Below are 12,097 nucleotides of genomic sequence, written 5' to 3'. Positions count from 1 at the left end.
GATCAGTGGGCCAGCCGCGCCAACGGCCGGTCCTGGCTCCGGGGTCGCAGGGCCTCCAGCGCCAGCAGCGGCAGCACCACCACCCAGGGCAGCAGAATCCACGCCGACAGCGGCAGGTCGCCGTCGAACAGCTTGACGCCCAGCGGCACCAGCGCCGCCAGATGCAGCAGGTGGGCGAACAGGGCGGCGCCGCCCAGCAGCAGCAATTGCTCCAGCACCGCCACCCGGCGCAGCAGGCGGTTACGCGCCCCCAGCACCCGCAGCAGCGCCTCGTCCCGCCGCCGTTGCTGGCCGCCGGCCAGCCAGGCGGCGGCCATCACCAGGACACTGGCGGCGAGTAGCAACACCGCCAGCGCCAGGGCCGCGCGGCTGGCCTGATCGATCAACCCCTGGGCCTGGTCGAGCAGGGCGTTGACGTCCAGCAGGGTGATTTGCGGGAACTGCCGGATCAGATCGGGCAGCTCCCCGGTGCGGTTTTCGGGCAAGTAGAAGCTGGTCAGCCAATAGCGGCTTTGCCCGTCCAGGGTGCCGGGGCTGAACATAAAGTAGAAATTGGGCTCGAAGCTCTCCCAGTCCACCTCGCGCAATCCCACCACGGTGGCCTGCAGGTCACCGGCCTGACCGGTGAAGGTGAGGGAGTCGCCCACCGTCAGGCCCAGGGATTCCGCCAACTCCGATTCCACCGACACTTCACCGGCGGCGTCGCCCACCCAGCGACCCTCCAGGGTGCGGTTGCTGTCCGGCAGCGTGTCCGCCTCGGTGAGCGACAGGTCCCGGTTCAGGGCCCGCTGCCCCTGATCGTCGTCGTCTTCTTCCTTGGTGACCGCCTCGCGCACCGGCTCGTCGTTGATCCGCGTGAGCCGGCCGCGCACCACCGGGTAGTAGCCGGGCACCCGGGCGTCGTGCCGGTCCAGCCAGTCTCGGAAAGCGTCCAGATCCTGGTCGAACAGATTAAGCACGAAGTAATTGGGGGCGTTCTCCGGCAACCGGTCGCGCCAGTCGGCCAGCAGTTGCTGGCCCACCTGTGTGGCTAGGGACATGATCGACAGTGCCAGCACCATCGCGGCCAGCATCGGCAGGGTGGTCAGCGGACGCCGCGACAGCCGTCGCAGTGCCAGCCGGGCCGGCAGGGGCCAGCGCTGGCCGGCCCGGTCGGCCAGCCGCAGCGGTCCCCACAGCAGTAGCGGCAGGCCCACGGCCACCGCCACCATCAGCGCCAGCAGCTGGCCCAGATCGCTGAGCGAGCCGGACAGCATCATCGCCACCAGCACCGGCGCCGCCAGAGCACCGATCAGATTAAGGCCGGCCCGGGCGGAGGGCGCCTGGGGCCGGTCGCCGAGAATGTCCCGGGCCGGCAGGTGGGCCAGCCGCCACAGGCGGGGCAGGGCGAAGCCCGCCCAGATCACCACCGGCGCCAGCCCCAGCAACAGCCAGGTGTGCCAGGGCGGTTGCCAGGCCAGCGCCTCGCCGAGCCACCGGCGCAGCAGGGTGAACGCCAGCGCCGCCAGGCCCAGGCCCAGCAGCAGCGACGGCAGCAGGGCCAGCAGCTCACGGCCCAGCACCTGGCCGAGAATACGGCGGCGGCTGGCGCCGAAGGTTTTCATCACCGCGCAGCGGCCGGCCTGTTCGGCGCCGCGTACGCCGGCGGCCAGATAGACCGCGCCGCCGCAAAGCAGCACCACCATCATCACCGCCAGCTGGCCCCACAGCGTAAGCTGTCGCAGTGGCCCCATGGACCTCAGCCCGGCGTCCTCGCGGGTGTCGATTTCCTGATTCACCGCCAGGGTCGGGCGCAGCGCCTCCGCCACCTCGGTGAGCTGGTCGCCGGGGGCGGCGATGCGCAGCTCATGGCGCACCCGGGTGCCGGGGCCGAGAATGCCGGTGGAGGGCACATCGGCCAGGTTCATCATCAGGCGCGGGTTCATGCTGTAGAAGCCGGCGCCCTGGTCCGGCTCGCGCACCAGCACCTTGCTCACCAGCAGGGCCCGGTCGCCCACCGTGATGAATTCGCCCAGGTTCTGGTCCAGCCGGTCCAGGGCGGTGCCGGCCAGCCACACTTCACCGGCGGGCGGGCCCCGGTCCACCGCCACCGGGTCGCCGAAACGCCGCTCGCTGACCCGCAACTGGCCGAACAGGGGGTAGCCGTCGTCCACCGCCTTGACGCTGACCAGCACGAAGGTGTCGTCGCGAACCAGCACCGTGGTGAAGCGGCTGATCGCCGAACGGGGCCGGTCGCCGAGCAGCGCGATCTGCGGCTCGCTGGCGGGCTGGCTGCCCTCCAGGATCAGGTCGCCGCCGATGGCTTCGGCGGTACGGTTGGCGAAGCGGTGCTCCAGCTCGCCGCGCAGCAGCACCACCGCGGCGATGGCCAGGGACGCCACCAGCAGCGCCAGGGCCTGAATGCGGAAGGCGCCGGAGCGCCAGGGTCGCAGCAGAAGGCGGGGATCAGGCATTCAGGCGGCCCTCCACCAGCTCGTGGTGATGGGCGCAGTGGGCGGCCAGGGCCGGGTCGTGCGTCACCAGCACCAGGGCGGTGCCGTGGTCCCGGTTGAGGTCGAACAGCAGTTGGGCCACCTGGTCGCCGTTGGCCCGGTCCAGGCTGCCGGTGGGCTCATCGGCGAACAGCAGGTCCGGCTCCACCGCGAAGGCCCGGGCCAGGGCCACCCGTTGCTGTTCGCCGCCGGACAGCTGCGCCGGGAAGTGCCGTTCCCGGTGGCCCAGGCCGACCCGCTCCAGCCAGTGGCGGGCCCGCTCCCGGGCGCGCGCGGCGCCGGCGATCTCCAGCGGCAGCTGCACGTTTTCCAGGGCGTTCAGGTCGGCAACCAGATGGAACGCCTGGAACACGAAGCTGCAGTAGCGCCCGCGCAGGGCGGCGCGGCCATCCTCGTCCAGGGCGCTGAACGGTTCGCCGCGCAGGCGCACCTCGCCGGCGCTGGGTACGTCCAGGCCGGCGAGCAGACCCAATAATGTGGATTTTCCGGAACCGGACGGCCCGGTGATGGCCAAACTGTCACCGGGGTTCAGCGTCAGGTGGATATCATCGAGGAGGGTCAGCGTCCCTTCCGGGGCGGGAACCGTTTTGCTAAGTTGACGCGCGTCGAGAACCGGAGTGGAAGCCATATGTGGGGACGCCTGTTGATCGTGATCTGTTTGATGGTGCCCGCCGCCGTGCGCGCCGAGGGCGTGCTGGTGCTGGGTGACAGCATCAGCGCGGCCTATGGCATCGACGAGTCGGAGGGGTGGGTACAGCTTCTCCGACAGCGGCTGGAGACGCAATGTTCCGGCCTGCCGGTGGTCAACGCCTCGGTGAGCGGCGACACCAGCGACGGCGGCCGGGTGCGGCTGCCCGCGCTGCTGGAGCGCCACCAACCGGACACCGTGGTGATCGAGCTGGGCGGCAACGACGGCCTGCGCGGTCTGCCGCCGCAGCGGCTGGCGGACAACCTCGGCACCATGATACGGCTCAGCCGTGAAGCCGGCGCCGATCCGGTGTTGCTGGGCATGCGCATTCCGCCCAATTACGGCCGCGCCTACACCGAGCGCTTCGAGCAGGCGTTCCGCGACGCCGCCGACCGGGGCGACGTGCCGCTGTTGCCGTTTTTGCTGGACGGCGTGGTGGAAGCCGGCCAGTTGCAGAACGACGGCATCCATCCCACGGCGGCCGCCCAGCCGACCCTGCTCGACAATGCCTGGCCGGTGATCGAATCGGCGCTGCCGGCGCGCTGCCACTGACCCCACGGAGACTCACCATGATCGACCTGCACGCGCCCCATGAGGACATTCTGACGTTCTGGTTCGGTGAGGAGAGGGACGAGCACGGCTGGCCGCCGGCGGGCATTACCCGGGGCTGGTTCAAGAGCAGCCCGGCCCGGGACGCCGACATGGAGGCACGCTTCGGCGACCGGGTGGAGGCGGCGCTGGCCCGGGAACTGGTGGACTGGGAGCGGGAGGCGGGTCCCCGGCTGGCCCTGATCCTGCTGCTCGATCAGTTCACCCGCAACATCTTTCGCGGCGAGGCGCGCGCCTTCGCCGGCGACCATCGCGCCGCCACCCTGTGTCTTGAAGGGCTGTCCACCGGCCAGGACCGGCGCCTGGACTGGCCCGGCCAGGTGTTCTTCTGCATGCCGCTGATGCACGCCGAGGACGAGGACCTGCAGAACCGGGCGGTGCGCTGCTATCAGGACCTGAGCCAGCGGGTGCCGGCGGCGCTGCGCCCGCGCATCGAGGAGAATGTGCGTTTCGCCGAGGAGCACCGGGACGTGATCCGGCGCTTCGGCCGCTTCCCCCACCGCAATCAGGCCCTGGGGCGGGAAAGCACCGCCGAGGAACGGGCGTTTCTGGAAACCGCGAAGCGCTACGGACAATAGTCGGCGCTCCGCTCCAGCGGCGATCCGTCAGGCGCGCCCTTCGCCCGGCTCCAGCGCATCCAGGGCGGCCAGCAGGCGCTGGCGCAGGGCCGCTTCCAGCGGCGCCTCGGCGGGCCGTTCCTCCACCAGCTTGAGGGCTTCCTCCAGGGGCGCGTAGCCGGCGGATTTCATCGCCCGGGGCAGCTGCTCGAGCTGCCAGGCCAGCCGTTCCTGGCGGGCGTGTTCCGGTGTCTCCACCCCGGCCAGCGCTTCCAGGGCCACCGCCCGGCCACTGTCTTCACCGGCGTCCTCGGCGGCGTCCGCCTGCGGGGCGTCCACCAGGCGCCGGCGGGCGTCCCGCCAGCGCTGCCAGCGGGGCAGATCGGCACGCAATTGCCGCAGCCGGTCGCGCAACTGTTGATGGCGGCGCTGCTGGCCGCGCTCCAGCGCGGCCGGCACCAGGGTCTCCAGGGCGCCGGCGCGTTCCGCCAGGTCGCCGTCGTCCTGTTCCGCCAGCGGCCGTTCCAGCCGTTGCTCGCACTCGGCCAGTATCGCGCTGGCCCGTTCCTGCTCGGCGCGGCGTTCCTCGTCGCGGGCCTGGCTGGCGGCCTGGCGGGCGCCGAACAGGGCGTCCATCAGGCCACGGAAGGTCTTCTGAAAATGGCGATGCCGGGCCGGCGGCAGCCAGGCGGCGGCGCGCCAGCGGGTCTGCAGATCCCGGGCCTGGCGGGCGGCGCCGTGCACGTCGTCCTGCTCGGTGAGCGCGCGGGCTTCATCGATCATGCCCTGGCGTTGCTGCTCGGCGTGCTGCCAGGCCTGATCCAGCCGTTCGTCGATCTCGGCGAGCAGGGCGGAAAAACGCTTCTGCACATCGCGGGCGTCGGTGAAGCGCACCGGGGCCAGGCTTTTCCATTCCCGGGGCGCGCGCCGGCGGATCTCCCAGACCGCCTGCCAGTCCGCCTTGTCCCAGTTCTCACCGGCCACGAAGTCCGCCAGCTGGGCGCACAGGGCACGGCGCTTCTCCAGGTTTTCGGCGCGCTGGGCGTCGAGCTCCCGGAAGTGGGCACGGCAGGGTTCATAGGCCCGGTCCGAGGCCGCCTTGAAGCGGTCCCAGAGCGCCTGGTCCTGGCCCTGGTCGGAGCTCATCAGTGCGCGCCATTCGTCGTGCAGCGCCTGGATCGCGCTGGCCCGTTCCTCCGCATCCATGTCCACGTCCACCAGCGCTTCCATGCGCTGGCAAAGGCTTTCCTTCTTGGGCTGGGCGGCGAAGGCGTGCCAGTCGCGCAGTTCCTCGCGCCGTTCGGTGTGCCGCTCCAGCTGGCGGGCCAGCCAGGGGTCGTCTTCGTCGGCGAGCACCGCCTCGGCTTTCAGCCACAGGCGGTTGGCGTGTTTCAGATTGCCGCGCTCCAGTTCCCGGCGCAGCGCCACCACCAGCCCCCGGTGGCGGCTGGTGGGGTTTTTTTCCGCGCGACGCGGCGCCGGTTGCGGGGCGGCCGGCTCGGCCTTGTCCCCGGCGGCCAGGCCGACCAGGGAGGAGGGCGGCGGCACCCGTGCCGGCCACTGGTCGGCCAGTTCCCGGCGGGTTTCCGGCGCTTCCTGCTCGCGGGCCGCCTCGGCCAGGGCGATCAGGCGGCGCCATTCGTCCAGTTGGGAGCGGAACGCCAGCTCCTGGTCGTCGTCGCCGGGGGCCTCTTCCGCCGCCGCCTGCCAGCGGCGCTCCTGGGTGGCCACCGCGGAGCGCAGCTCGCCGAGCTGATGGTCCCAGGTGTCGCCGGTCAGGTCGCGCAGCAACGTGCGCAGGGTGTCCAGGGCGGCCTGGCGCTCGGCCACGGCGGCCTCGTGGAGTGCCGCCGCCCGCTCTTCCCGGTGGCGTGCCTCGATGCGCTCGTGACATTGGGCCAGGGCCCGTTCGGCGCGGCCCCGCTGGTCGGCGGAGGCCTCGTCGGCCAGGGCCCGCCAGCGCTGTTCCAGCTGCCCCAGACGGGCATCGAACAGCGGGTCCGCGCTGCGTCCGGCCAGTTGTTCCAGGGCGCTCAATGCCTGGTCCCGCTCCTGCTCGCGCTGCTCGCGGTCGGCGGCGGCTTTCTGATGGTCCTTGAGACGCTCGCGGGCCAGCCGCACCACCTTCTTGTCGCGGCCGTCGCGGCCCAGCTGACGCAGCAGGGCGTCGTCGTCCAGGCGTTCGGCGGCGGCCAGCCGCAGGGCCGCGTCCTGGCCGTGCACGGCCAGCTCATAAAGGCTTTGGGCATCACGGATTGCGGCCAGGGCCGCCCGGCGGCTGTCCGGGTCCGGACTGTGGCGCGCCACGTGCTGGAGCACCCGGGGGTTGTCGGTGTGGGCGATCAGGCGCTCACGGGTGGCCGCGTCCGGGCCTCCGTCCACCTGGCCGGCGAGCAGCGCCATGATCCTCAGCGAGGCGGCTTCGCGCACCTCGGCGTCGCCGTCGTCGCGGATCAGCCGGTCAAGCACCGTCAGGTCGAGCAGCGCGCCGGCGGCCACCGTCCGCACCCGGGGGCTTTCATCGTGCTCGGCCAGGGCGGTCAGGGTGTCGCCGTCACGGCTCGGATCGAGAGCGGCGGCGGCGTCCGCGCGCACGGCGGCGTCGCGGTGGCGCCACCGCGGCTTGAAAAGGTTGCGTAGTGCCATGTCACCCCTGTTATGGCTTTTTGATGGGTCTCGTCGTGATGCGCTTTGCGTAGGAACGTTCGCTCGACCGCGATCCCGCGTTATTCGCGTCGAAGGACGAAAAGATTCGCGGTCGGACGACCGCTCCTACTATAGGCAATTTCGCCCTCAGGCGGAAAGGCGTGACTGGATCAGGGCGTCCTTTTCCACCCAGATTTCGCTGATCCAGGCCTGGATGCGGGCGCGGAATTCCGGGTCGTTCTCGTAGTCGCCCTCGGCGGCCCAGTCCGGGATCGGGCGCTGATGCACGATCACCTGGACCTCGTCCATGGCGCCGCCCAGGAAGCCGAGCAGGGAGCGGGTGGTGTTCGGCGGGTAGACGATGGTGAAATCCAGCAGTTTGTGCAGCTGGCCGCCCATGGCCTTGAGGGTAAAGGCGGCGCCGCCGGCCTTGGGCTTGAGCAGGTGCAGATAGGGCGAGCCCTGCTCGTCGTGCTTGGCGCGGGTGAAACGGGTGCCCTCGAAGAAGTTCATCACCGACACCGGGAAGTGCGCGTACTTGGCGCAGGCGCGGCGGGTGGTCTCCATGTCCTTGCCCTTGAGTTCCGGGTGCTTCTCCAGCTGGGCCCGGGTGTAGCGCTTCATGAACGGGAAATCCAGCGCCCACCAGGCCAGCCCCAGCAGCGGCACCCAGATCAGCTCCTGCTTGAGAAAGAACTTGAGCGACGGCACCCGCCGGTTGGTGACCTTCTGCAGCACCAGGATGTCCGCCCAGGACTGATGGTTGGAAGTGACCAGGTACCATTCCCGGCGGGCCAGGCCTTCCATGCCCTCCACCCGCCAGCGCACGCCGCTGGTGAGGCCGATGATGGCGTTGTTCACCGCCATCCAGCTTTCCGCGATCACCACCAGAACCCGGGCCAGGGCCACCTGTACCGGGTGGAAGGGCAGGACCAGCCGCAACAGGGCGAACAGATACAAGGGCCCGATCATCAGCAGGGTGTTGAGGGTAATGCCCACCAGGGCCAGGATGCCGCGCAGTTTTATTATCGGAGTCATGATCTACCGGTAAAGTCCTCGAAACAGCGGCGCATGCTACCGTGTTTGGCGGCGCCGCCCCATGTCCGATTCGGTCAGTCCGTGACGCACCCGGCCATTGGCGGCGTTCCCGTCAGCGGGTAGGGTCGACGTTCTTTGGCTGATGTCCCCGGGTAAGGAGTGAAGTCCATGAGCGGTCCCCTGGCCTCCCTGAAAGTCCTCGATTTTTCCACCTTGCTGCCCGGCCCCTTCGCCACCCTGATGCTGGCGGACATGGGCGCCGAGGTGCTGCGGGTGGAGTCGCCCACGCGGCCGGACATGGTGCGGCTGCTGCCGCCCTCCGAGGACGGTGTGTCGGCGGTGCACGGTTACCTGAACCGCTCCAAGCGCTGCCTGGCCCTGGACCTGAAGAAGGCGGAAGCCCGTCAGGTGGTCCATGAGCTGGTCAAGGACTACGACATCGTGGTGGAGCAGTTCCGGCCCGGCGTGATGGACAAGCTGGGGGTGGGCTACGAAACCCTGAAGGCGATCAACCCGGGGCTGATTTACTGCTCGATCACCGGCTACGGTCAGGACGGCCCGTACCGGGACCGGGCCGGCCACGACCTCAATTATCTGGCCCTGGCCGGCATGACCAGCTACAACGGCCGGCGCGACAGCGGCCCGGCGCCGATGGCCTTTCAGGTGGCCGACATCGCCGGCGGTTCCTGCCACGCGGTGATGGGGATTCTGGCGGCGGTGGTGCATCGCCAGCAAACCGGCGAGGGCCAGCATCTGGACATCGCCATGACCGACGCCGCCTTCGCCCTGCACGGGCTGGCCGCGCCGCCGGCGCTGGTGGCGGGTGAGGACCCGGCGCTGGAGGGCACCACCCTCAACGGCGGCGGCTTCTACGATTGCTACCGCACCCGGGACGGCCGCTATCTGTCCGTGGCCGGCCTGGAGCCGCAGTTCTTCAGCCAGTTCTGCCAGGCCATCGGCCGTCCGGACCTGACCACCAAGGGCCTGAGCCGGGACGCGGAAACGGTGGCCGAGGTCAAGGCGGGCATCGCCGAGGCCCTGGCCGGCCAGGACTACGATCACTGGTGCGCCCTGTTCGCCGACCTGGACTGCTGCGTGGAGCCGGTGCTGAGCTTCAGCGAGGCCGCCGCCCACCCGCAGCTGCGGGCCCGCAACATGGTGGTGGACGTGCCCCGCCACGACGGCGGCCACCAACGGCAGGTGGCGTCGCCGTTCAAATTTTCCGCCACGCCGGTGGGCTATCGGTTCAGCGGCGCGCGCATCGGCCAGCACAATCGGGAGGTGCTGCGCGAACGGGGCCTGGACGACGACGCCATCCAGCGCCTGCGCGATGCCGGCGCCCTGGGAGGCGATGCCTGACGATCGCGATTCCCGGCGCCGCCGGCGGACGCTATGCTGGCGCCATGAGGCGAACGTTACTGGTGGGATTGTTGTTGTGGAGCGGGCTGCTGAGAGCGGCCCCGGACGATTGCCTCTGGCAGGGCGCGGACACCCTGGTGGACCGCACCCACGGCTGGTTGTCGCGCTCCCTGTGCTGGCCGAGCCGCTGGGTGGACGGCTTTTTCCAGGACCCCCTGCGCGAGAACAACGAGCCCGCCGCCAGCCTGGTGCGGGTGACCGGCGAACAGGTCTGGCGGGACGACAACGAGGACGCCAACGACGTGGACGTGGACGCCCGGGTGTGGCTGCCCAGCGCCGAGCGGCGCCTGTCCCTGCTGTTCCGCAGCCGCGATGAGGACCGGGACGATCAGCCCGTGGCCCGGGATCTGCCCGGCACCGAGGACGAAGGGGGCTTTCGCGGCGCCCTGCGCTGGGTGGTGGACCGCACCGACGCCATGGACCTGGACGTGGACGTGGGCGCCCGGTCCGACCTGACCACCTTCGTACGCGCCCGCTACCGGCGTCTCTATCCGCTCGCCAATCAAAGCGCCTGGCTGCGCTACACCCAGCGCCTTTACTGGGAAGATCCGGACGGCTGGGGCAGCCGCTCACTGGTGGAGCTGGACCGGCCCCTGGCGCCGGACACCATCCTGCGCTTCTCCACCGAAGTCCGCTATACCGAGGAATTCAATCAGGAAGGCACCGGCCTGGGCCTGTTCCAGGGCGTCAACCTGTTCAAGCAGCTGGGGCACCAGTCGGCGCTCAATCTGGGGCTGGGCGTGGGCGGGCGCAGCAAGCCGGGGGTGGTGGACAACTACCGGCTGTACGCCCGCTATCGCCGTAATCTGTGGCGGCCCTGGTTGTTCGTGGAGATGGAGCCGTTCGTGCTGTGGCCCCGGGAACAGGATTACCAGGGCGTGCACGGGGTGGTGCTGCGCCTGGAAACCCTGTTCGGCAAGGTGGACGTATAAGCGCCGGCCTCAGTTGGCCCAGCCGCCCCGGCGGCGGCCGGATTTGGATTTCAGCAGCAGGCCGGCCACGGCGCCGAGAATCAGAATGCCCACGCCGGTGATCCATTTCCGCGAGGTATTGTCGTTGCGCAGCATGGTGTTCTCGGCCTTCAACTGGTCCAGATCGGAGCGCAGCATGCTCAATTCCTCGTTGAGGCGACGGTTGGCCTGATCCAGCCGCAGCGGATCGGCGGCCACGTCGCGCAGCTTGTCCAGTTCCTGGCCCCGGCTGGTCAGGGAGCCCTGCAGTTCCTGGTTCTCGCCGCTGAGACGGTCGCGCTCGCTTTGCGCCTGGTTGAGCTGCTCCTGGAGGGCGGCCACCTGCTGTTCCAGCTTCTCGGCTTTCTGGGTGGCGTCGCGCAGGCGGATCGCCGCCACCGGGCTGCGGCTGATGTACTGCTTGCCGATGTAGCCGTCCACGTCGCCATAGCGGATGTGCGCCCAGTCGCCTTCCTCGCCGAGCAGTTCCACCTGGGTGCCGCTCTTCAGGCCCCGGTGCACGATGCGGTAACCGGAACCGGCGCCGGAGCGCACCGGCACGTAAATCTCATCGTCCACCCAGGCGGTGGCGGCGGTGGCGGGCACCGACAGCACGGCGAGCAACAACAAACACAACCAGCGGACCAGCATCGATGGGTACTCCTTGACGGTGAAGGCGCGAAGTTTAGGGAACCGGCGCCGCCGAGGGCGCCGAAATAGTCACATTTCAGGGAAGAAACTCAGGGAAGTACCGCCTTGAACGGCTTCACCGTGACCCGGGCGTAGACGCCGGCGGCGATGTAGGGGTCGGCGTCGGCCCAGGCCCGGGCCGCTTCCAGGGAATCGAACTCGGCCACCACCAGGGAGCCGGTGAAACCGGCCTGGCCCGGGTCCGGGCTGTCCACCGCCGGGTGCGGGCCGGCCAGGGTCAGCCGGCCTTCGTCGCGGAGCCGCTCCAGGCGGGCCAGGTGGTCGCCCCGGGCGCCGGCGCGCTTGTCCAGGGAGTCGGCCACGTCTTCACTGATGATCGCGTACAGCATCGTCGTCCTCGTCTTTCTTGGCCGGGGCTTCCGGCGGCTGCTTGTCCTGGTGAAAAAGACGTTGGCGGTCGGCGTCCGGCATGCGCTTATAGAAATAAAGGAACGCCCCCACATAGAACACCATCTGCAGGGCGGTGAACCCGAACAGCTTGAAGTTGACCCAGAAATCGGTGCTGAAGTTGTAGGCGATGTACAGGTTGAGCGCGCCCAGGCCGACGAAATAGAGAATAAAGGCCAGGTTGAGGCGGCTCCAGTCACGGCGGGGCAGGGCCACCACATAGCCGAAGCCGCTGACCATCAACTTCTCGCACAGACGCTGCAGCAGGTTGCGCTGGCGCAGGAAGTGGCCCGCCAGCAGCACCGCCGCCAGCACGAAGCTGATGATCGAGGGGCGCCATTTGATAAAGACATCGTCGCGCAGCAGCAGGGTCAGACCGCCGAACACCAGGGTGACGGCCAGCACCATCAGATGCAGGCGATGCCAGCGCTTCCAGATCAGCCGTCCGGCGATCACCTGGAAGGAGGTGGCGGCGATGATGCCCCAGGTGGCCAGCATGATGTCGCGGCCGCTGAGGAAGTACAGGCCGAAAAACACCACCACCGGGAGGTAGTCGAACAATTGCTTCATGAAGTCGTTTCCTCGGTCGGACCGCCGATG

The 12,097-nt window shown here is 69.7% G+C and carries 11 protein-coding genes; 4 read left to right on the top strand and 7 right to left on the bottom strand.

Features of this window, described 5'->3' with window-relative positions; genetic code table 11:
- Positions 1-2: 2 nt before the first annotated feature.
- The gene (locus tag IM760_RS12660; protein ID WP_204429827.1) at positions 3-2,453 is read right to left on the bottom strand and encodes an ABC transporter permease; all 2,451 of its coding nucleotides are present in this window, start codon (positions 2,451-2,453) and stop codon (positions 3-5) included.
- Positions 2,446-3,006 (bottom strand): ABC transporter ATP-binding protein, encoded by a 561-nt coding sequence (locus IM760_RS12655; RefSeq protein WP_476726669.1) that lies wholly within the window; start codon positions 3,004-3,006, stop codon positions 2,446-2,448. The genes IM760_RS12660 and IM760_RS12655 overlap by 8 nt, the downstream gene beginning before the upstream one ends.
- A gap of 114 nt (positions 3,007-3,120) precedes the next feature.
- Between IM760_RS12655 and IM760_RS12650 the strand changes: the two genes are divergently transcribed.
- Both IM760_RS12650 and IM760_RS12645 read left to right on the top strand, forming a co-directional pair.
- Positions 3,121-3,732 (top strand): arylesterase, encoded by a 612-nt coding sequence (locus IM760_RS12650; protein WP_204429817.1) that lies wholly within the window; start codon positions 3,121-3,123, stop codon positions 3,730-3,732.
- 17 nt (positions 3,733-3,749) lie between these two features.
- Complete coding sequence (locus IM760_RS12645; RefSeq protein WP_204429816.1) at positions 3,750-4,367, top strand: DUF924 family protein; 618 nt, start codon at positions 3,750-3,752, stop codon at positions 4,365-4,367.
- A 27-nt stretch (positions 4,368-4,394) separates the two neighbouring features.
- Here IM760_RS12645 and IM760_RS12640 read toward each other — a convergent pair whose 3' ends face one another.
- Positions 4,395-6,992, bottom strand: coding sequence for a DUF349 domain-containing protein (locus tag IM760_RS12640; RefSeq protein WP_204429814.1), 2,598 nt, complete (start codon positions 6,990-6,992; stop codon positions 4,395-4,397).
- Positions 6,993-7,139: 147 nt separating this feature from the next.
- A complete protein-coding gene (locus IM760_RS12635; RefSeq protein WP_204429812.1) occupies positions 7,140-8,030 on the bottom strand; it encodes an acyltransferase in 891 nt (296 codons plus the stop codon).
- Positions 8,031-8,198: 168 nt separating this feature from the next.
- Between IM760_RS12635 and IM760_RS12630 the strand changes: the two genes are divergently transcribed.
- Together IM760_RS12630 and IM760_RS12625 are read left to right on the top strand one after the other, a co-directional pair.
- Entirely contained in the window at positions 8,199-9,389 is a 1,191-nt protein-coding gene (locus tag IM760_RS12630) for a CaiB/BaiF CoA transferase family protein (protein ID WP_204429810.1), read from the top strand.
- Between the two features lie 62 nt (positions 9,390-9,451).
- Entirely contained in the window at positions 9,452-10,381 is a 930-nt protein-coding gene (locus IM760_RS12625; protein ID WP_204429808.1) for a hypothetical protein, read from the top strand.
- Between the two features lie 9 nt (positions 10,382-10,390).
- Here the strand turns inward: IM760_RS12625 and IM760_RS12620 are convergent, their stop codons facing one another.
- The 3 genes from IM760_RS12620 to IM760_RS12610 form a co-directional block, all read right to left on the bottom strand.
- Positions 10,391-11,050, bottom strand: coding sequence for a TIGR04211 family SH3 domain-containing protein (locus IM760_RS12620; RefSeq protein ID WP_204429807.1), 660 nt, complete (start codon positions 11,048-11,050; stop codon positions 10,391-10,393).
- A gap of 89 nt (positions 11,051-11,139) precedes the next feature.
- Complete coding sequence (locus tag IM760_RS12615; protein ID WP_204429806.1) at positions 11,140-11,439, bottom strand: YciI family protein; 300 nt, start codon at positions 11,437-11,439, stop codon at positions 11,140-11,142.
- A complete protein-coding gene (locus tag IM760_RS12610) occupies positions 11,417-12,067 on the bottom strand; it encodes an inner membrane-spanning protein YciB (RefSeq protein WP_204429801.1) in 651 nt (216 codons plus the stop codon). Before IM760_RS12610 ends, IM760_RS12615 begins: the two co-directional genes overlap by 23 nt.
- Positions 12,068-12,097 lie beyond the last annotated feature (30 nt).

This window comes from Alloalcanivorax marinus (genome assembly GCF_016906305.1).
GTDB lineage: Bacteria > Pseudomonadota > Gammaproteobacteria > Pseudomonadales > Alcanivoracaceae > Alloalcanivorax > Alloalcanivorax marinus.
This window is presented reverse-complemented; position numbering and strand designations above follow the sequence as displayed.